At 72.2% G+C, this 26,725-nt stretch carries 21 protein-coding genes; 7 read left to right on the forward strand and 14 right to left on the reverse strand.

Annotated features, from left to right (window positions below):
- Positions 1-20: 20 nt before the first annotated feature.
- The gene (locus tag ACWKZU_RS03075; RefSeq protein WP_449280922.1) at positions 21-1,736 is read right to left on the reverse strand and encodes an amidohydrolase; all 1,716 of its coding nucleotides are present in this window, start codon (positions 1,734-1,736) and stop codon (positions 21-23) included.
- A 26-nt stretch (positions 1,737-1,762) separates the two neighbouring features.
- Entirely contained in the window at positions 1,763-2,593 is an 831-nt protein-coding gene (locus tag ACWKZU_RS03080) for an SDR family NAD(P)-dependent oxidoreductase (RefSeq protein WP_449280923.1), read from the reverse strand.
- Positions 2,594-2,798: 205 nt separating this feature from the next.
- On the opposite strand from ACWKZU_RS03080, the gene ACWKZU_RS03085 reads away from it, so the two are divergent.
- From ACWKZU_RS03085 to ACWKZU_RS03095, 3 genes are all read left to right on the forward strand, one after another.
- On the forward strand, positions 2,799-4,802 hold the full coding sequence (locus ACWKZU_RS03085; RefSeq protein ID WP_449280924.1) for a primary-amine oxidase: 2,004 nt from the start codon (positions 2,799-2,801) through the stop codon (positions 4,800-4,802).
- 53 nt (positions 4,803-4,855) lie between these two features.
- Positions 4,856-6,493, forward strand: coding sequence for an amidohydrolase (locus ACWKZU_RS03090; RefSeq protein ID WP_449280925.1), 1,638 nt, complete (start codon positions 4,856-4,858; stop codon positions 6,491-6,493).
- Between the two features lie 72 nt (positions 6,494-6,565).
- Entirely contained in the window at positions 6,566-6,877 is a 312-nt protein-coding gene (locus ACWKZU_RS03095; protein ID WP_449280926.1) for an EthD family reductase, read from the forward strand.
- Positions 6,878-7,009: 132 nt separating this feature from the next.
- On the opposite strand, the gene ACWKZU_RS03100 is transcribed toward ACWKZU_RS03095, so the two are convergent.
- From ACWKZU_RS03100 to ACWKZU_RS03125, 6 genes are read right to left on the reverse strand one after another with little or no spacing between them, the layout of a single operon-like run.
- Positions 7,010-8,377 carry an amidase family protein gene (locus ACWKZU_RS03100; protein WP_449280927.1) on the reverse strand — a complete coding sequence of 456 codons (1,368 nt, stop codon included), beginning with the start codon at positions 8,375-8,377 and terminating at the stop codon, positions 7,010-7,012.
- Positions 8,377-10,710 carry an arylsulfatase gene (locus ACWKZU_RS03105; protein ID WP_449280928.1) on the reverse strand — a complete coding sequence of 778 codons (2,334 nt, stop codon included), beginning with the start codon at positions 10,708-10,710 and terminating at the stop codon, positions 8,377-8,379. Before ACWKZU_RS03105 ends, ACWKZU_RS03100 begins: the two co-directional genes overlap by 1 nt.
- A gap of 2 nt (positions 10,711-10,712) precedes the next feature.
- Positions 10,713-11,504, reverse strand: coding sequence for an ABC transporter ATP-binding protein (locus tag ACWKZU_RS03110; RefSeq protein ID WP_449280929.1), 792 nt, complete (start codon positions 11,502-11,504; stop codon positions 10,713-10,715).
- Positions 11,501-12,337 (reverse strand): ABC transporter permease, encoded by an 837-nt coding sequence (locus ACWKZU_RS03115; RefSeq protein WP_449280930.1) that lies wholly within the window; start codon positions 12,335-12,337, stop codon positions 11,501-11,503. Before ACWKZU_RS03115 ends, ACWKZU_RS03110 begins: the two co-directional genes overlap by 4 nt.
- Positions 12,337-13,116: an ABC transporter permease gene (locus ACWKZU_RS03120; RefSeq protein WP_449280931.1), complete on the reverse strand. Its 780-nt coding sequence runs from the start codon at positions 13,114-13,116 to the stop codon at positions 12,337-12,339. The genes ACWKZU_RS03115 and ACWKZU_RS03120 overlap by 1 nt, the downstream gene beginning before the upstream one ends.
- A gap of 9 nt (positions 13,117-13,125) precedes the next feature.
- Complete coding sequence (locus tag ACWKZU_RS03125) at positions 13,126-14,145, reverse strand: ABC transporter substrate-binding protein (protein WP_449280932.1); 1,020 nt, start codon at positions 14,143-14,145, stop codon at positions 13,126-13,128.
- Positions 14,146-14,375: 230 nt separating this feature from the next.
- Between ACWKZU_RS03125 and ACWKZU_RS03130 the strand changes: the two genes are divergently transcribed.
- Complete coding sequence (locus ACWKZU_RS03130; RefSeq protein ID WP_449280933.1) at positions 14,376-14,978, forward strand: TetR/AcrR family transcriptional regulator; 603 nt, start codon at positions 14,376-14,378, stop codon at positions 14,976-14,978.
- A 116-nt stretch (positions 14,979-15,094) separates the two neighbouring features.
- On the opposite strand, the gene ACWKZU_RS03135 is transcribed toward ACWKZU_RS03130, so the two are convergent.
- Positions 15,095-16,627, reverse strand: coding sequence for an ABC transporter substrate-binding protein (locus ACWKZU_RS03135; RefSeq protein WP_449280934.1), 1,533 nt, complete (start codon positions 16,625-16,627; stop codon positions 15,095-15,097).
- Between the two features lie 42 nt (positions 16,628-16,669).
- Positions 16,670-18,991 carry an arylsulfatase gene (locus tag ACWKZU_RS03140; RefSeq protein ID WP_449280935.1) on the reverse strand — a complete coding sequence of 774 codons (2,322 nt, stop codon included), beginning with the start codon at positions 18,989-18,991 and terminating at the stop codon, positions 16,670-16,672.
- A gap of 126 nt (positions 18,992-19,117) precedes the next feature.
- Here ACWKZU_RS03140 and ACWKZU_RS03145 point away from each other — a divergent pair, with 126 nt between their 5' ends.
- Positions 19,118-19,747 carry a TetR/AcrR family transcriptional regulator gene (locus ACWKZU_RS03145; RefSeq protein WP_449280936.1) on the forward strand — a complete coding sequence of 210 codons (630 nt, stop codon included), beginning with the start codon at positions 19,118-19,120 and terminating at the stop codon, positions 19,745-19,747.
- A complete protein-coding gene (locus tag ACWKZU_RS03150; protein WP_449280937.1) occupies positions 19,744-20,754 on the forward strand; it encodes a formylglycine-generating enzyme family protein in 1,011 nt (336 codons plus the stop codon). Before ACWKZU_RS03145 ends, ACWKZU_RS03150 begins: the two co-directional genes overlap by 4 nt.
- A 37-nt stretch (positions 20,755-20,791) precedes the next feature.
- On the opposite strand, the gene ACWKZU_RS03155 is transcribed toward ACWKZU_RS03150, so the two are convergent.
- The gene (locus ACWKZU_RS03155; RefSeq protein ID WP_449280938.1) at positions 20,792-22,369 is read right to left on the reverse strand and encodes a GMC family oxidoreductase; all 1,578 of its coding nucleotides are present in this window, start codon (positions 22,367-22,369) and stop codon (positions 20,792-20,794) included.
- A 220-nt stretch (positions 22,370-22,589) separates the two neighbouring features.
- Between ACWKZU_RS03155 and ACWKZU_RS03160 the strand changes: the two genes are divergently transcribed.
- On the forward strand, positions 22,590-23,186 hold the full coding sequence (locus ACWKZU_RS03160; protein ID WP_449280939.1) for a TetR/AcrR family transcriptional regulator: 597 nt from the start codon (positions 22,590-22,592) through the stop codon (positions 23,184-23,186).
- 81 nt (positions 23,187-23,267) lie between these two features.
- Here ACWKZU_RS03160 and ACWKZU_RS03165 read toward each other — a convergent pair whose 3' ends face one another.
- The 3 genes from ACWKZU_RS03165 to ACWKZU_RS03175 are packed head-to-tail and all read right to left on the reverse strand — an operon-like array spanning position 23,268 to position 26,643.
- Positions 23,268-24,440: a phosphotriesterase family protein gene (locus tag ACWKZU_RS03165; protein WP_449280940.1), complete on the reverse strand. Its 1,173-nt coding sequence runs from the start codon at positions 24,438-24,440 to the stop codon at positions 23,268-23,270.
- A complete protein-coding gene (locus ACWKZU_RS03170) occupies positions 24,437-25,648 on the reverse strand; it encodes a hypothetical protein (RefSeq protein WP_449280941.1) in 1,212 nt (403 codons plus the stop codon). Before ACWKZU_RS03170 ends, ACWKZU_RS03165 begins: the two co-directional genes overlap by 4 nt.
- Before the next feature lie 20 nt (positions 25,649-25,668).
- On the reverse strand, positions 25,669-26,643 hold the full coding sequence (locus ACWKZU_RS03175) for a methyltransferase family protein (RefSeq protein WP_449280942.1): 975 nt from the start codon (positions 26,641-26,643) through the stop codon (positions 25,669-25,671).
- Positions 26,644-26,725: the final 82 nt, after the last annotated feature.

The following is a 26,725-nucleotide window of genomic DNA, read 5'->3' on the forward strand; positions in this document are numbered from 1 at the left end:
CGGGAGTCCGCTTCGCCCGCTCAAGCAGCGGCCGCGGGGGCCTCGTACACCACCTCGCCGTCGAACACGGTCAGCGCGACGCCGATCCCGGTGAGGTGCTCGGGATCCATGGCGCCCGGGTCCGCGTCGAGCACCACGAGGTCGGCGACCTTGCCGGGCTCGAGCGAGCCGCGCCAGTGCTCCGCGAAGCTCTGCCGCGCCGCGTTGATCGTGTACGCCCGCAGCGCCGTCGCGAAGTCGACGCGCTGATCGGGTCCCGACACGCGGCCGGTCGCCTTCGACCTGCGCGTCATCATGCCCGCGATCCCGGCCAGCCAGTCGGGCGGCGTCACCGGCGCGTCGGAGCTGGCGCAGAAGGTGGCGCCGGACTCCGCGGCGGAGCGCGTGGGCCACTGGCGGGCCGAGAGCTCCTCCCCCACGATGGTGTCCATGAGGTCGGTGATCTGGGCCTTGATGCCGGGGTTCATGTTGACGCCGTAGCCGCGCTCGCCGAGCTGCGCCAGCCGCTCGTCGGAGATGAAGTCGCCGTGGATCACGTAGTGCCGGGCGTCCTCGCGGGGGTGCCGCTCGTTCGCGCGCACGAAGGCGTCGACCGTGATGTCGATGCCGTGGTCGCCCGTCACGTGCACGCCGGCCTGCAGGCCGAGCCGATGCACCGCGTCGATCGCGCGGCGCAGCTCCGCCTCCTGCAGCGGCTCGCTCGCCCCGTGGACGCACAGGGCTCCGTGGCCCCGCGAGGGGCCGTACGGCTGCCACATGTAGGCCGTCTCGTTGGGCGGCACGCCGTCCGCGAAGAGCTTCACCCCGATGATGCCGAGCCGCTGCGGGTCGCGTGGAGGGTGCGCGGCGAGCTGATCCCGCACCCGCTCCTCGAGGCGATCCGCCGACTCGCCCATCGCGAGCGGCAGCAGCAGTGCGGACACGCGCGCGGTCAGCTCGCCGCTCTCCAGGAGCTCCTCGTAGGCGCGCAGCGCCTCGGAGCCGAGCGCACCGCCGAGGATGCCCTCGCCGCCCGGGCCGAGCCCCGGTTCGGTGTAGGCGGTGATGCCCGCCGCGTTGAGCCGCCGCACCGCGTCGGCGATCGCCTGCCTGCGCACCGCGTAGTCGGCGCGCGGGATCCCGGACTGCACGAGATCCTGGGCGCCCTCGCGCAGGATCCCCGTGGCCTCGCCGGCGTCGTCGCGATCGATCACTCCGCCGGCGGGCGCGACGGTTCCGGCGGTCACCCCGGCGAGGCGCAGCGCCTCGCCGTTGACCCAGCTCATGTGCCCCGAGAAGTCCGTGAGGCAGACGGGGTGCCCGGGGGCGATCTCGTCGAGGTCGAGGCGGCCGGGCAGCGAGCGCTCCCCCGAGAGGCACTCGTCGAGGTATCCGGTGTCCCAGCCCTGGCCGACGATCCACTCGCCCGCGGGGCGCGAGGCGACCGCCTCGCGGACGAGCGCGACGATGTCGGCGATCGAGCGCACCCGCGGGTACGAGAGGTCGAGCGAGTAGGGCGGGCTGCCCAGCCCCCAGGCGGCGGCGTGCAGATGCGAGTCGTCGATGCCGGGCAGCACCGCGCGGCCCTCGAGCTCGATGACGCGGGTGGCGGGCCCGATGAGCCCCTCCAGCTCCGCATCGTCGCCCACGGCGAGCACCGTTCCCCCGCCCAGGGCGATCGCCCGCGCCACCGCGAACTCCCGATCCACCGTGTAGACGGCGCCGCCTCGCAGCACCAGGTCGGCCGACTCCCTCATCGTGCGTCCTCTCCCGTCGTTCCGGCTCACATGCCGGCGTGCTCGAAGGCGACCGTCGGCAGGTCGACGACGTGCGCGCCGCCGTCGGCCACGAGCACGGCGCCCGTCATGTACGACGACTGGGGCGAGCCGAGGAAGCGCACGATCGAGGCGATCTCGGCGGGCTCGGCCGGGCGCCCGAGCGGCACGTCGCGCGTCACCGCGGCGTAGCCGGCCTCGCGATCGGCGATCTCGGGCGCGTGCTCGGCGAACTCGTCCATCTCGGCGTCGGCCATGGGCGTGCGCACCCATCCGGGGCAGACCGCATTGACCCGCACGCCGCGGCGGCTGTAGTCGCGCGCCAGGCTGCGCGTGAGCCCGATGAGCGCGTGCTTGCCCACGGTGTAGCCCGCCACCGAGGGGCCGGCGAAGAGCCCCGCGAGCGAGGACACGACGACGATCTGCGCGCCGCCGTGCCGCTCGGCGCTCGCGAGCAGCGCCGGCAGCGCCTCGCGCGCCATCACGAACGCCGTCGAGAGGTTGACCGTGATCGACGACTCCCAGTCGTCGTCGCTCGTCTCGCCCACCGGGGAGAAGCCGTGACCGCCGGCATTGGCGACGAGCACGTCGAGGCGCCCGAACTTCTCGATCACCTGCGCCACGGCGGCCCGCGACGACGCGCCGTCGGAGGCGTCGGCGACGACCGCGGTGCCGCCGATCCGCGCCGCGACCTCCTCGATCGGTCCCGGGCGGCGCCCGACGACCACCACGTTCGCCCCCTCGCTCGCGTAGCGCTCGGCGATCGCCGCGCCGATGCCGGTGCCGCCGCCGGTGATGACGACGACGCGTCCCTCGTTCTCGCTGTGCTGGGGTGCCATGAGGATCCTCTCCGATCGATGCCCGTTGCCGGGGCTGCGGCCGTTCCGGCCTCCACGACTCATCCTCCCCCGCCATCGGCCCGGGCACGACCACCTCTACGCTCCCAGCGCATCGGTTTTCGCCCACAGTCAACACGGCGCCCGCGGCGGTTGCGATACTGAGGGTGGAAGATATCTGCCACGCAGTCGAACTCGAGGTCGTCCAATGCCGCACACCCCCGATATCACCCACACGCACGGCAAGCGGGTCACCACGCCCGCCGCCGCCGTGCACCCGCTCGATCCCCTGACCGGAGAGGAGATCGCCGAGGCCCGGCGCATCCTCGTCGATGCCGGCCGATTCGGGGAGCACACCCGCGTGCCGCGCATGCTGCCCGTCGATCCCGCCAAGGCTGATCTCGCGGCCTGGCGCCCGGGCGACACGCTCGATCGCCGCATCCGCGTGACCCTGCTCGATCGCAGCACCGGCGCCGCCTCCGAGGCGATCGTGGCCGTGACCCGCGGTGAGATCGACGCGTTCCGCGTGCTGCCCAACACCGAGGAGCCCTACGGGCAGCCGCAGTACCTCTTCGAGGAGTACGCCGACGCCGCCGAGATCGTGAAGGCCTCCTCCGAGTGGCAGGCGGCGATGCGGCGCCGCGGGCTCGAGGAGCACATGGAGCTCGCCTTCTGCTCCCCGCTCGCGCCGGGCTTCTTCGGCCGCGACGACGAGGTCGGCCGCCGCATCGTGCGCTCGCACACCTACCTGCGCTTCGACGAGAACGACAGCCCGTGGGCGCACCCGATCGAGGGGCTCGTGGTGCACGTCGACCTCACCGAGCGCCGCGTGATCCGCATCGACGACGAGGGCGACATCCCCGTACCCGAGCAGCACGGCAACTACGGCCTCGACGCGCAGGGACCCGCCCGCACGAGCCTCAAGCCGATCGAGATCACCCAGCCCGAGGGGCCCTCGTTCTCGGTCGACGGCAGTCTCGTGCGATGGGAGAACTGGAAGTTCCGGGTGGGCTTCACGCAGCAGGAGGGACTGGTGCTGAACCAGATCTCCTTCCGCGACGGCGACGAGGAGCGCTCCGTCGTGCACCGCGCCAGCGTGCCCGAGATGGTGGTGCCCTACGGCGACACCTCGGTGAGCCGCTTCTGGATCAGCTACTTCGACGCGGGCGAGTACCTGCTCGGCAAGAACGCCAACTCGCTCGCCCTCGGCTGCGACTGCCTGGGCGTGATCCACTACTTCGACGCATTCGTGCCCGACGACCACGGCCGCCCCGTGAAGATCCCGCAGGCGATCTGCATGCACGAGGAGGACTACGGCATCCTCTGGAAGCACACCGACCTCGAGGGCAGGCCCGAGGTGCGCCGCAGCCGCCGCCTCGTCGTGAGTTACTTCGCCACGGTCGGCAACTACGACTACGGCTTCTTCTGGTACTTCACCCTCGACGGCTCCATCCAGGTCGAGGCGAAGGCCACCGGCATCGTGTTCGCGGGCGCCGGGATCCCGGGATCCGACAACCCCCACGCCCCCGAGATCGCACCGGGCATCTTCACCCCGGTGCACCAGCACCTCTTCTGCGCCCGCATCGACGCGGCCGTCGACGGGGAGGACAACACGCTGCACGAGGTCGAGGCGGTGCGCATCCCGACCGGACCCGACAACCCGTACGGCAACGCCTTCACCTGGTCGAGCACGCAGCTGACGAGCGAGCAGGAGGCGCAGCGGATCGCCGACGGCCTCACGAGCCGTGCCTGGGAGGTGCGCTCGGCGCACCGCACCAACTACGTGGGCAAGCCGACGGCGTACCGGCTGATCCCCGAGGGCAGGATGCTGCTCGCGGCGCAGCCCGAGTCGACCGTGCACGGCCGCGCCAGCTTCGCCACGAAGCACCTGTGGGGCACGCAGTACGACCCCGAGGAGCTGTACCCGGCCGGCTTCTTCCCGAACGCGCACGCTCCCGGCGCGGGCCTCCCCGAGTGGACGCGGCGCGATCGCTCGCTCGACGGAGAGGACATCGTGCTCTGGCACACCTTCGGTCCCACCCACATCCCGCGCACCGAGGACTGGCCCATCATGCCCGTCGACTACTCGGGATTCTGGTTCAAGCCGCACGGCTTCCTCGACCAGAATCCGGCGATGAACCTGCCCGCAGACGCGCGGGCGGCCGGAACGACCGACACCGGATCCGGCGGGTGCTGCACGGACGGCGGCTGAGCCGGCGCCGGTCCCCATTCGACCCCCATCCACCACCACGAACGGAGTCACCGTTGACCACCTCTCCCGATCTCATCCTCACGGGCGGCCGTGTCTACACCGTCGATCCCGCACAGCCGTGGGCCGAGGCGATCGCCGTCTCCGGCCGGCGCATCGCCGCGGTCGGCACCTCCGCCGAGGTCGCCGCGCTCGCCGGCCCGGACACCGAGGTGCGCGACCTCGGGGGCGCCTTCTTGATGCCCGGGCTCATCGACGCCCACAACCACCACGCGATCGCGGGCGAGGAGGAGCTGTTCCAGCTGCGCGTCCCGCTCGGCGCGCACCTCGACGGCATCGTCGAGGCCGTGCGCGAGCACGCCGCGGCCCTGCCGGCCGACGCCTGGGTGGTCGGCGGCCCGTGGGCGAGCGACCGCCTGGGAGAGGTCAACACGGCCGCGGCGCTCGCACGGCTCGACGAGGCCGCGGGCGGCCGCCCCGTCATGCTCTCCGACGACTCCCACCACAATCGCTGGGTCAACAGCCGGGCCATGGAGATCGCGGGTGTGGCGCCGGGCCAGCCGGGTGTGGTGCTCGACGCCGAGGGTCGCGCCACCGGGGTGCTGCTCGAGGCCGCCGGGATCCCCGTCGCCCGCGCGCAGCGGGAGGCCGGCGCGCTGACCGCCGAGCAGCAGCGCGAGTCGTCGCGGCACGGGGTCGCGATCCTGAACTCCTACGGCGTCACCGCCTTCCAGGACGCTGCGGTCTCGACGCCGACGCTGGAGGCGCTGCGCTCGCTCGACGCCGCCGGCGAGCTCGACGCCTGGGTGGTCTCCTCGATGCTCATCAACGACGACATCTTCGGGTACGCCGAGATCGGCGACGACCTCGTCTTCGGCGGCGAGCAGTACCGCACCGAGCACCACCGGCCCGACTTCGTGAAGATCTTCCTCGACGGCGTGCCGCCCACCCGCACCGGCGCCTTCCTCGAGCCGTACCTGCCCGACGATGTGCACGGCGCGCACTTCCACGGCGAGACGCTGTTCGACCCGGCCGAGCTGACCGACTGGCTGCGCCGCGTCGCCGAGGTGGGACTCTCGGCGAAGGTGCACTGCACCGGCGACGCCTCCGTGCACGCGGTGCTGGACGCGGTCGAGACCCTGCGGGAGGAGGGCTACACCGACACGCGCTACCAGGTGGCGCACGGCCAGTTCATCCACCCCGACGACATCGCCCGCTTCGCCGAGCTGGGGGTCGCGGCCGAGATCTCCCCCTTCATCTGGGTTCCCGGCCCCATCGTCGAGGCCATCCGCGAGGTGCTCCCCCGCGAACGCGCGGACCGCATGCAGCCGAACCGGTCGCTGCTCGACGCCGGTGCCGTGGTGGCCGGCGGATCGGACTGGCCCGTGTCGCCGTCGCCGAACGCATGGGAGGGCATCCACGGCCTCGTCACGCGCGAGGATCCGAGCGGCCAGTACCCGGGCGCCCTGTGGCCGGAGCAGGCGATCACGCTCGACGAGGCGATCGCGGCCTTCACGATCGGCGGCGCGACGGCGATGGGCCTGGAGCACGAGACCGGATCGCTTGAGCCCGGCAAGTCGGCCGATTTCGTGCTGCTGGATCGCGACCCCTTCGAGCGTCCCGCCCGCGATCTCGTGCGCACCACCGTATCCGAGACGTGGTTCGCAGGGCGCCGCGTCTTCGCGCGAGACTAGGACCGCGCTCCTGCGCGGGCGGCCCCGGCCCTCCGCCTCACACCGACCTCGGACCGCTGCAAGGAGAACCCCATGCACAAGCTCACCGTGCTCTACCCCGAGCCGACCGACCGCGCCGCGTTCGCGGAGTACTACCTGAACACGCACCTGCCGCTCTGCGCCCGGCTGCCGGGCGTGCAGGAGATCACCTACTCGCTCGACGTCTGCGAGCCCGGCGAGGGCCCGTACTACGCGATCTTCCAGGCGACGTTCGCCGACGAGGCCGCGATGGGCGCGGCGCTCGCCTCCCCGGAGGGCCGTGCCGTCGAGGCCGACGTGCCGAACTACGCGACCGGCGGGGTCACGGTGATCCCGCACGCGGCGCAGGCGTTCCCCCTCGACTGAGCGGGGCGCCTCCCCCGCTGGTCGAGCGAGCCGGCGCCGCGCTGAGCGGGGAGCCCGGCGACGAGTCGCGGCATCGGAACCGGGCACCCCCGGGTGTCGGCTCCGCTTCGCTCCGCTCGACCGGCGGGTCGCTCAGCCGCGAACGAGCGCCCGCTCGAGGCGCGCGGCGGCGGCGAGCAGTTCGGCGTCGCGGCCGGGCACGCCGTCGAGCAGCAGCCCCGCGCCCGAGTGCCCGAGCAGCGGCCCGAGCGGCACCGCCAGGCTCGGCGATCCCACCACCGTCGCGAGACGCGTGAAAGCCGTCATGCGGCCGAAGAGCTCGTCCCGTCCCGCGACGGCGAGGCTCGCCGCCTCGTCCGAGAGCGGGGGCAGGATCGGCACCGCCGGCCGCAGCACGGCGTCGATCCGGTGCCGGCCGAGCAGCGCCAGGTAGGCGGATCGCGCTCGGGCGCAGTCGTTCAGCAGCGTGTGCAGATGCGCGGTCCAGGGCCCGTCGGCCGCGACCGCGAGACTCGACTCGAGCATGTGCCTCGCGTGCGGGTCGACCGTCTGCTCGATCACGGTCTCGAGCGCGGGCAGGCGCTCGTCGCCCGCGAGGAAGCTCCGGAGCGACGGCGCCAGCTCGTGCAGGCCGAGCGCGGGCTCGAACGCCGCGACGGCTCGGTCGAGCGAGGCGAGGTCGATCGGCACGAGCCGCACGTCCGGCATCGCGGTGAGCCGCGCCACGGCGTTCGCGACCGCCGCGGCCGACGCCGCGTCGCAGCGCTCGAGGTCGGCCGCGTCGACGCCGATGCGCAGCGGGGACGGCGGTCCCCCGGCGCTCCGGTCGGCGGACGCCCCCACGAGCTCCCCGGCCAGCACCGCGTCGAGGCGGCGCAGCGACACGAGATCGGCCGCCATCGGGCCCACCGTGTCCCGCGAGAACGCGATGCTCACCGCGCCGTCCTCGGGGTAGCGCCCGGTGCTGGGCCGGAACCCCCAGACGTCGGTGCAGGCAGCCGGGATGCGGGTCGAACCGCCCGTGTCGCTGCCGATGCCGTACCGGCAGACCCCCGCGGCGATGATCGCGGCGTTCCCGCCGCTCGACCCTCCCGCCACCCGTCCCGGCTGCGCCGGGTTCTCCACCGGCCCGATCGCGGTGTGGGTCGAGGTCACTCCGAGGGCGAGCTCGTGCAGGTTCGCCTTCCCGATCACCACCATCCCCCGCGCGCGCAGCCGCGCGACCGCGGTCGCGTCGACGCGGGGCGCGTAGCCCTGCAGCGCCGGAGTCCCGGCGGTGGTCGGCAGGCCGGCGACGTGGATGTTGTCCTTGACCGCGATGCCGCGGCCCGCGAGCGGGTCGGTGGCCGGCCGGCCGATCCGCGCGGCCCGCGCGAGATCGCGCTCGACCGCGGCGACGCCGGAGACCCCCGCGAAGGATCCGCCCCCGAGCGACTCCGCCGCGTCGCGGGCGCACAGGGTCTCCTCGACCGCACCGGGGGGAAGCAGCGGGTCCGGCATCAGTCGGCGAGCTCGGCCACGGCTTCGCCGATGCGGCGCAGCACCGTCGGATCGTGCTGCGAGCGGGCGCCCGGCACATAGCGCAGGCGCTCGATCGCGCCGCCCGAGAAGCGGAAGCCGCCGGCGTGCCGCTCGTGCAGCTCCCAGTCCACGGGACCGCCGTAGTCGTAGCCGACGCTGATGCCGGTGAACGGGGCCATGCCGAGCAGCATCGGCACCTCCGCGATCTCGGCAGACGCCTCGCCGTCGATCTCGAGCCGCAGTCTCCAGCGCAGCCCGTCGATCTCGTCGACGCGCAGCACGAGATCGTGCGCGCCGGGCGCGAGCGCCGCCCCCCGGGCGCGGTGCATCTCGCCGTAGGCGTTGTAGGCGAGGATCGGCGCGCCGTCCTCGATCGCGAGCAGGTATCCCCCGCCCTGGTCCCCGTGCGCGACGACGACCCCGGCGGCGCCCGCTTCGAGCACGAGGGCGGCCTCGACGACGAAGGACTTCAGCACCGTGAGCTGCGCCGAGCGGAAGCGCTCGAGCGGCGGGCGGAAGGGCACGAGCGTCACCGGGGCGGCGAGCGCGGCCTCGGTATCGGGGCGGTTGCCGTGCAGCGTGCCATCGTCGTCGAGCGGGAACACCGCGTTGCTCCAGGCCTCGGCGCGCCAGCGCTCGGCGAGCGCGGCGACGCGCTCCGGCTGGCAGGCGGCCAGATCCCGGGTCTCCGTGGGGTCTGCGGCGAGGTGGTAGAGCTCCCAGCGCCCGCCGGCGGCGCCGTCCTCGCGTCGCGGCGGCACGGGCGACACGGCCTTCCAGCCTCCGTCGACCATCGCTCGGCGGCCCATGCACTCGAAGTACTGCGCCTCGCGCCCCTCGGCGCCCGGATCGTCGAGCACCCCCACGACGCTCTGCCCGTCGGGATCCTGGGCGGGCCGGCCGCACAGCTCGGCGAGCGGCGTCACGCCGGTGAGCTCGAGGATCGTGGGCGCCAGGTCCGACACGAAGACGAACTGGTCGCGCAGGCCGCGCGCGCTGATGGGCGCTGCCGGCCAGGACACGATGAGCGGGGCGTGCACGCCCCCCTCGTAGGTCGAGGTCTTGAAGGACCGGAACGGGGTGTTCGAGACCCGGGCCCACCCGGTGGGGTACTGCGAGAAGATCCTCGGCCCGCCGATCTGCTCGGGGTCGCGCGGCACGTCGCGCACCCACCCCTCGGGCAGGGGCACGGCGTGGCCGAACTGGGCGAAGTAGCTGCGCGTGCCGCTCGGGCCGCCCTCGGCGGTGCCGCCGTTGTCGCTCGCGATCACGATGACGGTGTTCTCGCGCTCGCCGAGGCGCTCGAGGTGCGCGACGAGGCGGCCGACGCTCTGGTCGACCTCGTCGACGGCCGCCGCGTACACCTCCATGTGCCGCGCGAACAGCGCGCGATCCTCGTCTCCCAGCTGCTCCCAGCGCGGGATCTGATCGCCGTCGGCGATCGCGTCGTCGGGCAGCTCCGCCTGCGGCGGCACGACCCCGAGCTCGCGCTGCCGCGCGAATCGCGCCTCGCGCAGCGCGTTCCAGCCCGCCTCGTAGCGACCGCGGTGGCGCTCGATATCGGCCTCCTTCGCCTGGATCGGGCCGTGCACGGAGGTGTGGGCGTAGTAGAGGAAGAAGGGCTTGCCCGCGTCGTTGACGCGCAGCTCGTCGATCATCGCGAGCGCCTCTTCGGTGAGCTCGTCGGTGAGAAAGTAGCCCTCGGGGAACTGCTGCACGTCGACCACCGAGTTGTCGCGCACCAGCCGGTGGGGATGGTGCAGCGAGGTGAAGCCGTCCATGCTGCCGAAGTAGCGGTCGAAGCCGCGCTGCAGCGGCCACGAGGACTTGTCGGCCGCGTCGTGCAGACGCGACTCGAGGGTCAGGTGCCACTTGCCCACGGCGAAGGTGGCGTAACCGCTCGCCCGCAGCGATTCGGCGAGCGTGGGGGCGTCCTCCGGCAGCTCGCAGGTGAAGCCCGGATATCCGGGGTCGGTGTGGGCGACGTAGCCGAAGCCGGCGCGGTGCGGGTTGAGCCCGGTCATGAGGGCGGCTCGGGCGGGCGAGCACATGGGAGCGGTGTGGTAGTTCGTGAACACCCAGCCGTCGCCGGCCAGCGCGTCGATGTTCGGCGTGGGGATCTCGCTGCCGAAGGGGCCGAGATCGCTGAAGCCGAGGTCGTCGACGAGCATCACGACGACGTTCGGGGATCCGGCGGGAGCGGTCGGCCGCTCCCGCCACCAGGGCGTCGAATCGGAGGCGAACTCCGCGACCCTGCCGCCGAACGACTCGTATCCGCGTCGCGACGCCCCGGCTGCCGGGCGCTCCCCCACGGTCAGCCCGCCTTCCGGATGAGCTCGAAGATGCGGGTGCGCAGCTCGGCGAACTCGGGCACGGCGCGGGTGGTGATCTGATCCCGGGGTCCGCCGAGGTCGATGTCGATGATCTCGGTGACGCGGGCGGGCCGCTCGCCGAGCACCACGACCCGGTCGGAGAGGTACACCGCCTCGTCGATGTCGTGCGTGACGACGACGATCGTCATGCCGAACTCCCCGCGGATCTTGAGGCAGAGGTCCTCGAGCTCGAAGCGCGTCTGGGCGTCGACCGAGGCGAAGGGCTCGTCCATGATGAGCACCTCGGGGCGATAGGCGATCGCGCGGGCGATGGCGACGCGCTGCTGCATGCCGCCGGAGAGCTGCCACGGGTACTTCGACTCCGCTCCGGCGAGCCCGACCGCGGACAGGGCCGAGCGGATCCGCTCCTCCCGCTCCGCCGCGGGCAGGCGGAGGTGCTTCAGCGGCAGCCGCACGTTCTTCTCCACCGTGAGCCACGGCATCAACGACCGCGTGTACTCCTGGAACACGAGTGCCATCTCCTCCGGCGGCCCGTCGATGAGCTTGCCGTCGATGCGCGCCGAACCCGACGTGAGCGACTGCAGACCCGTGAGGCACTTCAACAGCGTGGTCTTCCCGATACCCGACGGGCCCACGATGCAGACGATCTCGGCGACGTTCACCTCGAAGGTGAGGTCGGCGATGACCGGCACCGCGCCGTTCTTCGTGTCGTAGGTCTTCGCGAGGCCCTGCACGCTCAGGCGCGCCGGAGCCGCGGTCGTCGTGGCGTTCATAGGTTCTTCTCCTGCTGTCGGATGGCGATGTACCAGCGCAGCACGCGGCGCCGGAAGAGGGAGAGCAGGGCGGTGGCGGCGTAGCCGATGATGCCCAGCACGAGGATGCCGACCCACATGTCGGCGATCATGAAGGACTGCTGCGCGAGCAGCGTCCTGGCTCCGAGTCCGGTCGAGGACCCGAGCATCTCGCTCGCCACCATCACGACGAAGGCCGTGATGAGGCTGACCTGCATCCCGGACAGGATGCGGGGACTCGCCTCGGGCAGCGCGACCGAGAAGATGCGATCCCAGCGGCTGAGGCGGTAGATCCGGCCGACGGCCCGGCGATCGGGATCGGTGGCGTGGATGCCGTCGATCGTGGAGATCAGCACCGGGAACACCGCCGACAGCGTGATCGCGAGCACGCGGGTCTCGTTGCCGAAGCCGATGAGCGACACGAAGATCGGCACCAGCGCGACCGGCGGAATGGCGCGGAAGAAGTGGATGGTCGGTTCGACGAGCGCCGAGAGCCAGCGCGACGTGCCCAGCACGATGCCGAGCAGCACGCCCGCCACGCAGGCGAGCACGAATGAGAGCACCAGATTGCCCACCGAGGACCAGACGTCGCCCCAGAACATCGGCGTGCCGAGCAGTTCGACGAGGCGCTCGAGGATCGTCTGGAGCGGCGGGAAGAAGGTGTTGGTCGAGTTCGCCGAGGCGACCCACCAGAGGGCCAGCAGCAGGATCGGCACGACGATCTCGGCGCCGATCAGCAGCCACTTGGGAAGGCCGCTGCGCTTCTGCCTGCGGGCCTCCTTCGTGCGGATGAGCACGGTCGAGGTGAACGACATCACACCACCTGCTTCCGGTACTGGGGGTGCCAGTGCAGCAGGCGCCGCTCGCCCCACTGGCTGAGGCCCTGCACGATGAGGCCGAGCACGCCGAGGATCAGCACGTAGGCGAACAGCTGATCCTGGTTGCCGGTGATCTGCGCCAGCAGCAGGCTCTGTCCGAGCCCCGGGCCGCCTCCCAGCAGGCCCGCCACCACCGCGACGATGAGGGCCGTCGGCGCGGCGACCCGCACGGCGGTGCCGATGTAGGGCAGGGCGCTCGGCAGCACGATCCGTCCGAGGATCTCGGCCGAGCCGAGACCGTAGGACCGCCCGGTCGCCTTCGCCACCGGATCGGTGTCGAAGACGCCGGCCGAGGCCTGCACGACGATCGACACGAAGCAGCCGATGAAGACGAGGAACACGCCCATGCCCGCGGTCGGTCCGAGTACGAGCACCACGACGGGCAGGATCACGATCGGCGGGATCGGCTTCAGGAATTCGAGCGGCACCCGCGTGGCGTGCATCGCGAGCGGGGAGACCCCGATGCCCACGCCGAGCAGCACGCCGGACGCCGTCGCGATGACCAGCCCCAGGAGCGCCATGTACACGGTGTCCCAGGTCGCCAGCCACATCTCGGGTGTGCCGAGCAGGCCGAAGAACGCGCTCAGCGCGTCCACGGCGGACGGCAGCGGCGAGTCCGCGAGCGGCCCCGCCGTGGCGGCGAACTGCCAGAGGCCGATCGCCGCCACGACGCCGAGGGCGCCGATGCCGGAATTGAGCAGTCGGGATTCTCGCATGATCGCGGATCAGCCCTCGAAGATCACGCCGTCGAGATCGACGGGCTGGGACAGGAAGCCGAGGGAGGCCATCTTCTCGTTGACGCGTTCGAGGTCCTCGGAGCGGACCTCGCTCGGCCAGTAGATGGAGACCAGATCCTCGATCGAGAGCTGCGATTCCGTGTAGTCGAGACCGGCCTGCAGCGCCTCCTCGGGGTGCGCCATGGCGTACTCGTTCGACTTGACGATCGCCCGCTGGAACGCGGCGACGGCGTCGGGCTTCTGCTCGATCGTGCCGGCCCCCGCCGTCCAGAGGCCCACGGCCCCGCCTCCGAGGAAGCTCACCGAGGGAGCTGCGATGAAGGTGTTCCCGGCGTCGACGGCCTCGAGGCTGAACGGCGTCACGAGGCCCGCCGCGTCCACGGTGCCGTTCTTCAGCGCCGACACGGCGGAGGTGAAGTCGAGCACGACCCAGTTCACGCCGGTCGCCGGGTCGATGCCCGCGTCCTCGAGCACACCCGAGATGACCACCTCGAGCTGAGCCTTGCGCGCGGGGACCGCGATGGTCTTTCCGGCGAGTTCCTCGACCGAGGTGATGCCGCTCTGAGCGCTCGCCACGAGCCAGGTGTCGTCGACCTCGGCGGGATCGGCGTCCTCGGCGAGGTCTTCCGGATAGCCGTCGGCCGGGCCGACGACGCGGACATCGACGCCCTGGCTCAGGGCGTTGAGCAGCGGGATGCTCGGCGAGTAGGCGATGTCGACCTGGCCGCTCTGCACCGCGGCGAGGCCGGCGGGCGGATTGGCGACGATCGAGGTCTCGATCTGCAGGCCCTCCTCCTCGAAGAAGCCCTGCTCGATGCCGGTGATCAGCGCGCCGTCGGAGGTGAGGCCGATCGTGGCGACGCTCAGCGTGGTGAGGTCGCCGTCGCCCCCTCCCGACCCGGCGTCGCCGCCGCCGCCCCCGGACGACCCGGAGGAGCAGCCGGCGAGCACGAGCGCGGCCGAGGCCGCGAGCGCGAGGGCTGCGGCGAGACGGTTGGTTTTCTGCATGAACGACTCCTTCGTCGGTGGGAGACAATCCCGGTGGGGGTCCGCCGATCCGTTTTAATCACCAATCGGTGACTAAAGGATAATCTCCAGTTGCGCGCGTTCGGTAACGAGCGGGTAACGATTAGTCACCAATTGGTGACAAAAAACTTCGAGTGTCGTCCGCAAGCCCGCCGTCGCGCTCCGCGCGACCCTATGATCGAGGGTGAGGACCCGCGGAAGGAGCCCGCACCATGCCGAAGATCGTGGACCACGACGAACGCCGCGCGCACATCGCCGAGGCCGTGACCAACATCGTCATCCGTGACGGATTCGACCATGTCACGATGCGGGAGATCGCGGCCGAGGCCGGCTACGCGCACGGCGCCATCACCCGGTACTTCCCCGACAAGCAGAGCATCCTGACGGCCGCCTTCCTCCGCGTCTTCACCGCTTCGGACGAGCGCATCCTCGCCCGAGTCGAGGGGGTGCGCGGTCTCGAAGCGCTCAGGCGCATGTGCGCGGAACTGCTCCCCTTCGAGCAGAAGGGAGCCAGCGAGTCCCGGGTGGTGCTCACCTTCTGGGACCGGGCTTCGCAGGATCCCGCCCTCGAGAAGATCCACTATCGGTACATCGTTCAGAGACGCGCCCTGATCCGCCGCTTCCTGGAGGAGGCCGCCGCAGATGGAGAACTCGCGCCCCACGTCGACATCGAGGTCGCGGTGAACCGGGTCTCCGTCCACAACGCGGGCTGGCAGATGCTCGCGGTGCTGGTACCCGAATCCGCCGACGATGCAAGCCTTCGGGCGAGCGTCGACGCGCTGATCGACGGACTGCGGCCACCGGCGGACGCGTGATTCGGCGCTCCCGAGGGAGCGGGCGGTCGCGCGGGCCGAGGGCGGCTGCGCGGGGGTGAGGCGACGACCTCCCCGAACCCCGAGAGAACGGTTCGGAAGAGGCCGTCGCCCGTCGGTCACGACGCCGGCTGGATCTGCCGCAGCGTCGGGAACATCATGCCCGTGACGGGGGTGAGCTCGATCCCCGCGTCCGTGATGAACACGTTCTCGGACTGGTACCACACCACGAACCACGCGGCCTCGGTGATCAGCCCGTTCAGCCGGGCGATCTCCGCATTCTGCTCGTCGCCGCGCGGCGCGGCGAGCGCCGCGTCGACCTGGTCCTGGAGCTCGGGGAACTCCGAGATGTCGGGCGCGGGGTTGTACCACTGCGGCACCGTGAGCTGGCGGGCGATCGTCGCCACGGGCTCGGCGTCCACCGCGAGCGACACCAGGAACATCGGGTAGTTTCCGGCGTTCGACTGGTAGTCGGGCATCTGGTACTCGTCCCAGGTGAGGCGGATCCCCAGCTCGGCGAAGGTCTGCTCGACGATCGGCTGCCACGCCTGGAAGGCGGGGGCCATCGGCATCGTCACGTCGAAGCCGTCGGCGTAACCCGCCTCCTCGAGCAGCTGCTTCGCCCGCTCCATGTCCGCGGCATACCGCTCGTCGAGGGCGGGATCGTGCCCGGGGTACCCCGACGCGAACACCTGGTTGGTGTACACGCCCATCCCGCGCCCGATGGTCTCCAGCACCTGCGCGCCGTCGAAGGCGTGGTTCAGCGCCTGGCGCACGCGCACGTCGCCGAGGGCGGGCACCCGCGCGCCGGTGTGGTCGTTGATGCGGATCCCGGTCCACGAGGCGACCTTCTGCACGACGTTCCAGCCCTGCGCCTCGGCCGTGTCGAGCATCGAGGCGTCGGCGAAGATGACGTTGAGCTGACCCGCCTCCATCGCGTTCAGCCGCGCGCTCGGCTCCTGCAGCGGCGTGATCGTCACGGTCTCGAAGGGGAACTGCTCCGCGGCCCAGTGCCCCTCGACCCGGTCGAAGCGGTACTCGGCGCCGGGCACCGTCGAGTCGTTCAGCGTGTACGGCCCCGAGCCGACGGGCGCCTCTGCGGCGGTCCCCGCTTCGATGACCTCGGGCGCGACCATGTAGCTGCGGCCGAGCCCCATGAAGTAGAGCAGCCGGTCGTCGCGCTCGAGCATGTGGATCGCGACGGTGTCGGCGTCGACGGCCTCGAAGCGGTCGACGTTCAGGTAGGCCTCCTGCGACACGGTTCCCGCCTTGAGGAACTCGAGATTCGCGACCGCGGCGTCAGCGTCGAACTTCTCGCCGTTCGAGAACTCCGCGTCATCGCGCAGCTCGAGGGTGATGGTCAGCGAGTCGTCGGAGACCTCCCACTCCGTCGCGAGCGCCGGCACCGGGGTGCCCTCCCCGTCGAGCGCGATGAGGGGATCGTAGACGGCCGAGAGGTAGGGGCCGTTGAAACCGATGTCGGCGGCGCTCGGATCCCACGTCACGAGGTCGAGGAAGTTGCCGATCTTCAGCTCGGATGGCGTGTCGGCCGTGCCGGCCCCGGCGCCGGGCGAACCGCCGCCCGCGGCGCAGGCGGTGAGCGCGAGGCCGGAGACGGCGACCCCGGCGACGACGGCGAGGATGCGTTTCATGATGGTCCTTTCGGTGGGTGGGTGCTGCGGGGTGGAGCGGGATCACTCGGCGGCGACGGCCACGGCCGCGCCGATCGAGCGGATCACGGTGGAGTCGACGGCCGATCGCGCTCCGGGCACGTACCGGAGGCGCAGAATCTCACCGCCCGCGAACCGGAAGCCGCGGTGGGCCTCGTGGAGGTCCCAGTCGACGGGGCCGCCGTAGTCGTAGCCGACGCTGATGCCGGTGAAGGGCGCCATGCCGAGCAGCATGGGCACCGGTTCCAGCTCGGCACCGGCGCCGTCCGCGACCGTCAGGCGGATACGCCAGCGCAGTCCCTCGACCTCGTCGAAGCGCAGACGCAGCCGGTGCGCACCGGTGCCGGGGTGCGGCGCCCGCACGCGGTGCATCCGCCCGTAGGCGTTGTACGCGACGAGCAGCCCCTCGTGCTCGAGCGCGAGCAGGTATCCGCCGCCCTGATCCCCGTGGGCGACGACGACCCCGCGGGCCGACTCCTCCAGCCGCACCTCGATCTCGATCGAGAAGGAGCGCAGCACGGTGAGGCGCGAGGCGCGGAAGCGCTCGAGCGGCGGCCGGAACGGCACGAGGTCGACGGGCTCGGACAGCGGCAGCTCGGTCTCGGGGCGATTGGAGAACAGCGAGCCGTCGTCGGCGACGGGGAACACGGTGTTGCGCCAGGCCTCGGCGCGCCAGGCCTCCGCGAGCCGACGCACGCGCTCGGGCTCCGCGTGCGCGAGGTCGCGCGTCTCGGTGGGATCCTCGGAGAGGCGGTACAGCTCCCACGGCTCATCGCGCGGGTCCGACCGCACCGCGGATCCGGCTGGGACGAGCGCTTTCCACTCCCCCGCGATCAGCGCACGGGCGCCCGCGCACTCGAAGTACTGGCGATCGCGCACCGCGGCGTCCGGATCGCGCAGGCTCGGCCCCAGGCTCGCGCCGTCGACCGCGAGGGTCGGCCGCCCCGCGCGCTCCGCGAGGGGCGCGACGCCCGCGAGGTCGAGCACGGTCGGGGCGACGTCGGAGACGAACGCGAACCGGTCCAGCCTGCCGGGCTCGGCGTACTCCGGAGGCGCGGCCGGCCAGGAGAGGATGAGGGGCGCGTGGACGCCGCCCTCGTAGACGGATCCCTTGAACGATCGGAAGGGGGTGTTCGAGACGCGGGCCCAGCCCGCCGGATAGTGCCCGTGCACGCGCGGACCGCCGATCAGGTCGAGCGGGCGGGGCACGTCGCGCACCCAGTCGTCGGGCAGCGGCACACCGCCGACGAACTGCGAGAAGTAGCTGCGGGTGCCGGTGAGACCGCCTTCGGCGGTGCCGCCGTTGTCGCTCGCGACCACGATGATCGTGTTGTCCAGCTCGCCCAGCCGATCGAGCCGATCGACGAGGCGCCCGAGGCTCTGATCCACCTCGTCGACCGAGGCGGCGTAGACCTCCATGTGCCTGGCGAAGAGCCGCTGCTCGTCGGGATCCAGATCGTCCCAGGCGGGGATCCGCCCCGCCCCCGCCCGATCGTCGTCGGGGAGGGCCGCCTGCGGCGCGACGATCCCGAGCCGCTGCTGGCGGGCGAAGCGCTCCGCGCGCAGCACGTCCCAGCCGGCCGCGTAGCGGTCCCGGTACTTCGCGATGTCCGCCGGCTTCGCCTGCACGGGTCCGTGCACGGCCGTGTGCGCGTAGTACAGGAAGAACGGGCGGTCGCGGTCGTTCACGCGCAGCTCGTCGATCATGGCGAGCGCCTGCTCGGTGAGATCGTCGGTGAGGAAGTAGTCGTCGTCGAACTCGAGCACCGGCAGCACCGAGTTGTCGCGCACCAGCCGGTGGGGATGGTACTGCGTGGTGAAGCCGTCCATGCTGCCGTAGTAGCGGTCGAACCCGCGCTGCAGGGGCCAGGAGGATCGGTCGGCGCCGTCGTGCATCCGGGATTCCGGGGTGAGGTGCCACTTCCCCACCATGAAGGTCGCGTAGCCCGCCGCGCGCAGGGACTCCGCCAGCGTGGCCGACTCATCGGGCAGTCGGCAGGTGTACCCGGGGTAACCGGGGTCGACGTGGGCCACCATGCCGAAGCCGGCGCGGTGCGGGTTCAGTCCCGTCAGCAGCGAGGCCCTGGCGGGCGAGCACAGGGGCGCCGTGTGGTACCCGGTGAAGACCCAGCCCCGCTCGGCCACCGCGTCGATGTGCGGCGTGTCGATCTCGCCGCCGAAGGGGCCGAGGTCGCTGAAGCCGAGGTCGTCGACCAGCATCACCACGACGTTCGGGGCTCCGGGAGCGGCCCGGCGCGGCTCCGGGTACCAGGGCTCGGAGGTCGATGAGCGCTCGGTCGCCACTCCCCGGAAGCCCTCGTATCCGCGCGCCTGCGTCCGGCTCATACTTCACCCTCCTTTAGGAGACCAGTTGGTCTCCCAAAAAGATAGCACGCTTTCAAGACCAATTGGTCACAAAAGGAGAAGCTGGGTACGCTGGATGCAGATCCCGCCCCCGACCCGAGAGCCGTCATGCCCAAGATCGTCGACCACGATGCCCGCCGCGACGAGATCGCGGAGGCCGCCTGGCACGTCATCGCGCGGGAGGGTTTCGACCGCCTGACCATGCGCCGCATCGCGGCGGAGGCCGGCACCGCCCACAGTGCGTTCGCACGCTACTTCCCGGACAAGGAATCGCTGCTCACGGCCGCCTTCCTGCGCACCCGCGAGCTCGCCGACGCCGCCATCGCCGAGCGCACGCACGGGCGGCGGGGGCTCGACGCCCTGCACGAGTTCTGCCTCGCGGTGCTCCCCTTCGGCGAGGACGGCGAACTGCACGCGCGCGTGGCCCTCGCCTTCTGGAACCACGCGGCCCAGAACCGCGCCTTCTGGAAGACGCAGCGGGCGCACGCGCGCCAGTGGCGGGCCCGCATCATGCAGATGCTCGAGGAGGCCCGCGAGCTGGGCGAGATCCCCCCGCACGTCGACCTGGTGACCGCCTCCGACGAGATCGCTGCGTCGAACATGGGGTGGCAGACGATCAGGCTCCTCATGCCGGAATTCGCCTCCGACGAGCGCATGCGCGCCTCGGTGGCCACCCTGCTCGGGAGCATCGGCTCCGGTGCGGGAGCGACCGGGGCGGTGGAAGCGGTGGCGCGATGAGCACCGCGGGAGGAACCCCTCACTGCTGCGGCCCGTCGCGCGCCGCGGATGGGGCTGCGCCGGAGACGGCGGGCGCCGCGCCGCGCCGCGCCGCCGAGGGCGCCGCAGCCGCCGGTGCGCACGGCGGGGGGCGCCCCGCGGGGCACCACGCCGTCGAGCAGTGCGCCGTGCCGGCCGGCTCGTTCCTCATGGGCGACTCCTCGGGCGACGGTCTCGTCGCCGATGGCGAGCTGCCGCTGCACCGTGTGAGGCTCGAGGCCTTCGAGATCGACGCGACATCCGTCACGAACGCCCAGTTCGCCCGGTTCGTCGAGGCCACCGGGTACGAGACCGAGGCCGAGCTGTTCGGGATCTCCGCCGTGTTCCACCTGCTCGTGGAGGCGCCGACCGCCGACATCGCCGGACCGACCGCGGGAACCCCCTGGTGGATCGGGGTGCGCGGCGCCGACTGGCGGCACCCCGGCGGGCGGGCGTCATCGCTCGACGGGCGCTCGGAGCACCCCGTCGTGCACGTCAGCTGGCACGATGCGCTCGCCTACTGCGACTGGGCGGGGCGGCGGCTGCCGACCGAGGCCGAGTGGGAGTACGCCGCTCGGGGCGGGCTGACGGCCGCGACCTTCCCGTGGGGGAACGCCCCCATCGACGGCAGCGACGGCGCATGGCGCGCCAACGTGTGGCAGGGCTCCTTCCCCGCGCACAACACCGCCGCGGACGGCTGGATCGGCACCGCCCCCGCGCGCTCGTTCGAGCCCAACGGGTACGGGCTCTGGCAGCCGGTCGGCAACGTGTGGGAGTGGTGCGCCGACCGCTTCGACCCCGGCTACTACGCCGAGTCGCCGGAGTTCGACCCGCCCGGCCCCGAGCAGGGGGCGCAGCGCGTGCTGCGGGGCGGCAGCTACCTCTGCCACCCCTCCTACTGCAATCGCTATCGCAACTCCGCGCGGTCGAGCAATACGCCCGACTCGTCGATGGGCAACGCGGGCTTCCGCACCGTCGCGCTGCGCTGACCCCCGTGCACGGGGGTCAGCGCGGGACCTGCGGAGCCTACCGTTCGCCGTCCAGCACGAACCGCGCACCGAACTCGCCGATCAGCACCGATGGCGCGTTGGTGTTGCCCGTGGTGACGCGGGGCATGATCGAGGCGTCGATCACCCGCAGTCCGTCGACCCCGTGCACCGCGAGCCGAGGCGAGACCACGGCCAGCTCGTCCACGCCCATCTTGCAGGTGCCGACCTGGTGGTGGTAGGTCGCGAGGGTGTTCCGCACGTACTCCACGAGATCCTCTCCGTCGCCCACCCCGGGGCCGGGGTACATCTCCGTCGCACCCCAGCCGCCCTCCTCGGGCGCGGCGGCGAGCGCCGCCCGACGACCGATCCGGCGGCACTGCCGCACCGACGCCACGAGCGACGCGACGTCGTCCTCGTGCTCGAGCGCGTGCGGGTCGAGCAGCAGCGGATCCTCGGGGTTCGGGCCCGACAACCGGATCTCTCCCCGCGACTCCGGGGTCACGAGACCCGCCATGAGCGAGAAGCCGTTGCCGCCCTTCGGCTCCAGGAAGTCGCCGTACATGGGCACCGAGAACAGGATCGGCTGCGTGTCGGGGCGGTCGAGCTCCTCGCGGCTCTTCCAGAACAGGTGGGACTGCGTCACCGACACGCCCTCGCGGGGCGGGTCGATCGGCTTGGCCGTGTCGAAGATCACGGGCGACAGGTAGTGGTCGTGCAGGTTCTTGCCCACGCCGGGCAGGTCGACGCGGGGCTCGATCCCCACCTCGCGCAGCTCGTCGGCCGGTCCGATCCCGCTCCGCAGCAGCACCCGCGGCGAGTCGATCGCGCCCGCCGCCAGGATCACCTCGTCGGCGAACAGCTCGCGCACCTCGCCGCCCTGGACGAAGCGCACCCCCACGACCCGAGGCCGGCCGGCCTCGGATCCGTCGGCGAAGATCAGCTCGTGCACGTGGCAGCCCGTCTCGAGCGCGAGCCGTTCACGCACGGGCTTCACGTACGCCATGTAGGTGTTGAGGCGCTTGCCGTCGCGGATGGTCACCTGCTGCTGCGAGACGCCCTCGATCGAGGCGCCGTTGTAGTCGGGGTTGCGGGACAGCCCCTCCTCGACCGCCGCGTCGATGATGGACTGCTGGATCGGCGACAGCTCGTACTCGTCGGTGACGTCGAGCGGGCCGTCCGTGCCGTGCCAGGCGGGGTCGCCGGCGCCGCGGTAGTTCTCGATCGCCCGGTAGACGGGGAGCACGTTCTCCCACTCCCAGCCGGGATTGCCGAGCGAGGCCCAGTGGTCGAAGTCCTCCGGCACGCAGCGCACCCAGATCATGGCGTTCAGGGAGTGGGATCCGCCCAGCACCTTGCCGCGCGGCCAGTGCAGGCGATGCCCGCCGGCGCCCTCCTGGGGCACCGTGTAGTAGTCCCAGTCGTCGGGGCTGTGCCACAGCTCCCCCATGCGGCTCAGATCGTGGATCGCGGGATTGGTGTCCTCGCCGCCGGCCTCCAGCAGCGTCACCGCCACCCCCGCGTCGGAGAGACGGCGGGCGACCACCGATCCGGCCGATCCCGCCCCCACCACGATCACGCTCTTCGGCGCCGCGGCCGATCCGGACTGACTCGACATCAGAACTCCTCTCGCGCGCGGCACCCTCGCCGCACAGTCCCCTTCAGAATCCCACTGCGGCACCGCGGCGGTCGAGAGCGGGAGTGCGGTCGTGCCCGGTGAGTCAAGCCGAATGCACTCCAACGCAACAGGAGTCGCGCATCGCGGAACCGGACCCCCGTTCGACTTTTACGTCTACACTGGAGGAGAAAAACCCCGCCGCACGCCGAAGGAAGCCGCCATGCCGAAGATCATCGACCACGATCAGCGACGAAGCGACATCGTCGACGTCACCTGGGAGCTGATCGTCGAGGGCGGCATCGAGGCCGCGACGATGCGCGAGATCGCAGCCCGGGCCGGCTTCGCCAACGGTGCGCTGAAGCACTACTTCACGGGCAAGGACCAGATCATCAAGGGCGCCTACGAGCGCTCGCTGCACGGACTGGGCGACCGGCTCGCCGCGCACGTCGCGGGCAAGCGCGGTATCGAGGCGCTCGAGATGTCGATGCGCTTCACGCTGCCCATCGAGGAGGGCGACGCGACGGCCGCTCGCGTGCTGCTCTCCTTCTGGGAGCGCTGCGCGTTCAGCCCCGAGCTCGACCACGGGTACAGCGAGCACCTCGACTCGTGGAAGGCCATGCACCGGCAGTATCTGCGGGAGGGCCGCGAGGACGGCGACATCGTCACCCCGACTCCCGACGAGCAGCTTGTCGACGAGATCGTCATGATGAACATCGGCGCCACCGTCGTGCGCGTGGTGAGCCCCGAGCACGTGAGCATCGACGTGCTCGAGGCCCAGGTCACCGACTTCATCGCGCGTCTGCGCCGCGCCGGCTGACCTCGTGCCGGCTGGCGCCCCGGTTCGGATCCCCGGCTCCGATCCCACCGGCTCCGATCCCCCGGACCGGATCCCGCCGGATCAGCTCCTGCGCGGGGCGCGGAAGGCGAGCAGCCGCGCCGGGTTCTCGACCATGATCCGGTCGAGATCCTCCTGATCCACCCCGAACTCCGCCAGCACCGGCAGGAAGTGATCGACGACGTACCCGTAGCCGTGCCCGCCGCAGCGGCGCAGCTGCACCCGCTGGCACACGTCGCCGCCGAGCACGAGCTGCGATCCCCAGCCGTCCGCGACGAGTTCGGCGAAGCCCCGCGCCACACCGCGGTCGGTGAAGGGGAACAGCGTGCCCCAGGGACTGCCGGTCGTACCGAGGAAGTCGGCCTCGACGGCGACGCCCCGGGAGAGCAGCCTGCGCGCGAAATCCATGTCGTCCGCGATCGTGCCGGCGTGCCCGAAGATCACGGAGCGCGGATCCGCGCCCTCCTCTTCGAGCGCGTCGAGCACGCGCAGCCTCGCCTCGCCGAACCCGCCCATGTGCAGCGTGATCGGCGCGCCTGTGATCGCCGAGGCCCGCCCGGCCGCGCGCACGCTGCGCACCTCCTGCGGGTCGACGGGATCGCCCTCGGCCCCCACCTCGCCGATGATGCCGGAGCGGATCCCGGTGCCGCGCCCCTCGGGATCGCCGACCCCGACCACGATGTCGCGCACGATCTCGGCGGTGAGCTCCTCGAGACTCCGCTCGGCGAATCCCGCGGGGTGCAGATCCCGCTGGTACCACCCGGCGCCCATGACGAGGTGCAGTCCGGAGGCGCGGCTCAGCCGGGCGAGCGCCCGCGCGTCGCGCCCGATGCCCGCGTTCGTCACCTCGACCATCGTGCCGCCGCCCTGCCGCACGAAGTCGCCGACCTCGTCGAGCACCTCGGCGAGGTCTCCGAGGATGTCGTTGTCGGCGCTGGGCCGACCGCGGCGCACCGCCGCGAGGTTCGCGAGGGTCAGCGGCTCCTCGGCCTCGGGCGCCCACTCGCCCGGCCGCGGATTGGGGCTGTGCCCGGGGCGGCGGATGTCGAGGAAGAGGTGCTCGTGCATCAGGGTCGGACCGAGCGCCTCCGGCGGCACGGGACCGAGCACGGTCTGCACGAGCCCTTCGAGGTCCGGGATCTCGAGCGCGCCGGATTCCGCCCCTCGACGGGAGGAGGCGGGGCGGGGACGCCTCGGCGCCCGCGCAGCGCCGTCCGGGCCGCTCGTCCCGCTCATGCCGCCGCTCCTTCCGCCGTCGCGCGCCCCAGCACTCGCGCGGCGCTGGCCCCGCCGACTGCGCGCACCAGTCCGTCCCCCGCCCCGAGCACGCGGAGGTAGGGCAGGAACTGCTGCGACACGAACTCGAGCCCGTTGCCGCCGAACGCGGTGAGCCGGTGCTTGCTGCGGATCCCGGTGCTGAGCATGATGCGGTCGCCCGCCCCGCGTTCGGCGCCGCGCAGGATCGCGAGCGCGACATCGTGGTCCGACACGGCCGTGCGCACGTTCGGGATCCGCCCCAGGTCGTCGAAGCAGACCGCCGCGCCGTGCGCGAGCAGCGCGTCGAGGCGCGCGGGATCGAAACCGGTGAGGGGCGAGCCGAGGTCGTCGCGGCGGGCGATGCACGCGGCAGCGCCCGCGAGGACCACCCGCGAGCGGTCCAGGCCGGCAGCGTCGACGGCCGCGAGGGCGCGACGCAGGGCGTCCGCGCCGGGCGCGTCCGGCAGGTCGACGGTCCAGGGGTCGGCGCGCGGCGCGAGCACCAGGGCGACCCCGGTGTCGCGCGCGACGGCCGCAGCCGCTTCGATCCGCGCCGCGTCGGCCGCGCCGGCCCGCGGATCGTCGCCGGGGACCGGCAGGGCGCCGATCGCACCCGCAGGGTGCTCGGTCTCCGACAGCGCCTCGGCCAGACGGGCGGCGAGGGCGTCGGCGTCGCGACCGGGACCGGGCTCCGATGAGGGTGCGTCTCCCGATCCGCCCCGGCCCGTCGACCCGCCGACACCGCGCACGATCGCCACGCCGCTCGCCCGGCTGAGCGCGGCGAGGAGCGCGGGCTCCGCGTTCGATCCCCGGCCGGCCAGGGCGACGACCAGCGGGGTCGTGCCCGGCTCGGCGCCGGCACTCGATCCGGCCCGTCCCGGTCCGGGGCGCTCGGCCTCCGCCGCGCGCCCCGCCCCCGGATCCCGCAGCATCGCGGCGACGAGGGCGTCGAGCGCGGCCTCGGCATCCGCGCCGTCGAGCGTGCGATCATCGCGGTTCACGGCACCGAGCATCACCCCTCCCAGCCGCTCCATCGTCACCGGGGCGCGCTCGAACGCAGCCTCGCTCGCGGGGCGGCCGGCGTTCCCGCGCCCCGCGGGCGGCGCGCACAGCAGTGTCTCCGCGGCGAGCACCGGGCCGAGCGAATCCGGCTCGACCGCTCCCAGAACGGTGGTGACGATGGACACGGCGTCGCGGGTCGCCGCGCTCAGACCGCGGTGGCGACGAGCACGCGCGGGCTGCCGGGCAGCGCGACCAGGCGATCGGTCTTCCAGCCGGTCTCGGCGAGCCAGCCCTCGACCTGCTCGATCGGGTAGACGACGGTGCCGTCGATGTTGAAGTACTCGCCGGCGTGCAGCGCGTCGATGGGGCGCTGGGTGCCGTCCTGGTCGAGGAAGAAGTCGAGCAGCATGAGCGTCGCGCCCGTCGCCGCCGCCCCGCGGGCGGCCGCGAGGATCGCGCGGTTCTGGGGCTCGTCGAAGCGGTGCAGCACGTGGGTGAGCAGCAGCAGGTCGTGCTCGCCGCCGGGCTCCGTCGACTCCGTGGCGCCCTCTTCCAGGCTGATGCGATCCTGCACGCCCGCCCGGGCCGCCGACTCGACGATGCCGTCGGTGAATCCCGGCGCGTAGACGAAGCGGGTGGTGAGCTCGGGGTTCTGCCGCATCGCCTCGATCGAGAAGCCCGCGGCGAGGCCGCCGAAGTCGAGGGCGTTGCGGTAGCCCGAGAAGTCGAAGGCCTCGCCGAACTGCTCGGCGTGCAGCGCGTTGTAGGTCATGACGCCGTTCATGAAGTCGCCCCAGCCGGCCTCGTCGAGGTCGAGGGTGCCGGCCTCGTCGGTGTCGACGGTCTTGTCGTAGCCGAGCCACTGCCGGTAGCTGATGTCGCCGAGGAAGGCGATGAAGGGGGTGAGGTCGATCTCGCCCGTGCCCGAGAGGTACTTCGCGGCGTCGGCCTGGAGCGAGTAGGAGCCGTTCTCGCGGTCGAGCAGCCCGAGCGAGTTCATGGCGTCGGCCAGCGTGCGCACCTGCCGCTCGGCGTGCTGCGTCGCCCCGGCGAGCTCGGCGACGTTCTTGGGGCCGTCCGCCAGAGCCTTGAAGATGCCGATGCGACTCGCCGCGTCGAGCTGCTTCGCGCCCATGAATCCGATGGCGATGTCGACGATGCGTTCGGGGGTTGCGGTCATGATGAGGATCGTCCTTAGCTGTGCGGGCCGTCCCGGCAGAGCGGGACGACGGTGTCCGTGATGGTGGCCTGCCGGAAACTCT

The sequence above is a fragment of the Leucobacter sp. genome (genome assembly GCF_053528595.1).

What these genes read in the sequence shown, in the direction of transcription:
- ACWKZU_RS03075 (WP_449280922.1), bottom strand. Translation starts at nt 1,736, where the DNA reads ATGAGGGAGTCGGCCGACCTGGTGCTGCGAGGCGGCGCCGTCTACACG.
- ACWKZU_RS03080 (WP_449280923.1), bottom strand. Translation starts at nt 2,593, where the DNA reads ATGGCACCCCAGCACAGCGAGAACGAGGGACGCGTCGTCGTCATCACC.
- ACWKZU_RS03085 (WP_449280924.1), top strand. Translation starts at nt 2,799, where the DNA reads ATGCCGCACACCCCCGATATCACCCACACGCACGGCAAGCGGGTCACC.
- ACWKZU_RS03095 (WP_449280926.1), top strand. Translation starts at nt 6,566, where the DNA reads ATGCACAAGCTCACCGTGCTCTACCCCGAGCCGACCGACCGCGCCGCG.
- ACWKZU_RS03100 (WP_449280927.1), bottom strand. Translation starts at nt 8,377, where the DNA reads ATGCCGGACCCGCTGCTTCCCCCCGGTGCGGTCGAGGAGACCCTGTGC.
- ACWKZU_RS03110 (WP_449280929.1), bottom strand. Translation starts at nt 11,504, where the DNA reads ATGAACGCCACGACGACCGCGGCTCCGGCGCGCCTGAGCGTGCAGGGC.
- ACWKZU_RS03115 (WP_449280930.1), bottom strand. Translation starts at nt 12,337, where the DNA reads ATGTCGTTCACCTCGACCGTGCTCATCCGCACGAAGGAGGCCCGCAGG.
- ACWKZU_RS03120 (WP_449280931.1), bottom strand. Translation starts at nt 13,116, where the DNA reads ATGCGAGAATCCCGACTGCTCAATTCCGGCATCGGCGCCCTCGGCGTC.
- ACWKZU_RS03125 (WP_449280932.1), bottom strand. Translation starts at nt 14,145, where the DNA reads ATGCAGAAAACCAACCGTCTCGCCGCAGCCCTCGCGCTCGCGGCCTCG.
- ACWKZU_RS03130 (WP_449280933.1), top strand. Translation starts at nt 14,376, where the DNA reads ATGCCGAAGATCGTGGACCACGACGAACGCCGCGCGCACATCGCCGAG.
- ACWKZU_RS03135 (WP_449280934.1), bottom strand. Translation starts at nt 16,627, where the DNA reads ATGAAACGCATCCTCGCCGTCGTCGCCGGGGTCGCCGTCTCCGGCCTC.
- ACWKZU_RS03140 (WP_449280935.1), bottom strand. Translation starts at nt 18,991, where the DNA reads ATGAGCCGGACGCAGGCGCGCGGATACGAGGGCTTCCGGGGAGTGGCG.
- ACWKZU_RS03145 (WP_449280936.1), top strand. Translation starts at nt 19,118, where the DNA reads ATGCCCAAGATCGTCGACCACGATGCCCGCCGCGACGAGATCGCGGAG.
- ACWKZU_RS03150 (WP_449280937.1), top strand. Translation starts at nt 19,744, where the DNA reads ATGAGCACCGCGGGAGGAACCCCTCACTGCTGCGGCCCGTCGCGCGCC.
- ACWKZU_RS03155 (WP_449280938.1), bottom strand. Translation starts at nt 22,369, where the DNA reads ATGTCGAGTCAGTCCGGATCGGCCGCGGCGCCGAAGAGCGTGATCGTG.
- ACWKZU_RS03160 (WP_449280939.1), top strand. Translation starts at nt 22,590, where the DNA reads ATGCCGAAGATCATCGACCACGATCAGCGACGAAGCGACATCGTCGAC.
- ACWKZU_RS03165 (WP_449280940.1), bottom strand. Translation starts at nt 24,440, where the DNA reads ATGAGCGGGACGAGCGGCCCGGACGGCGCTGCGCGGGCGCCGAGGCGT.
- ACWKZU_RS03175 (WP_449280942.1), bottom strand. Translation starts at nt 26,643, where the DNA reads ATGACCGCAACCCCCGAACGCATCGTCGACATCGCCATCGGATTCATG.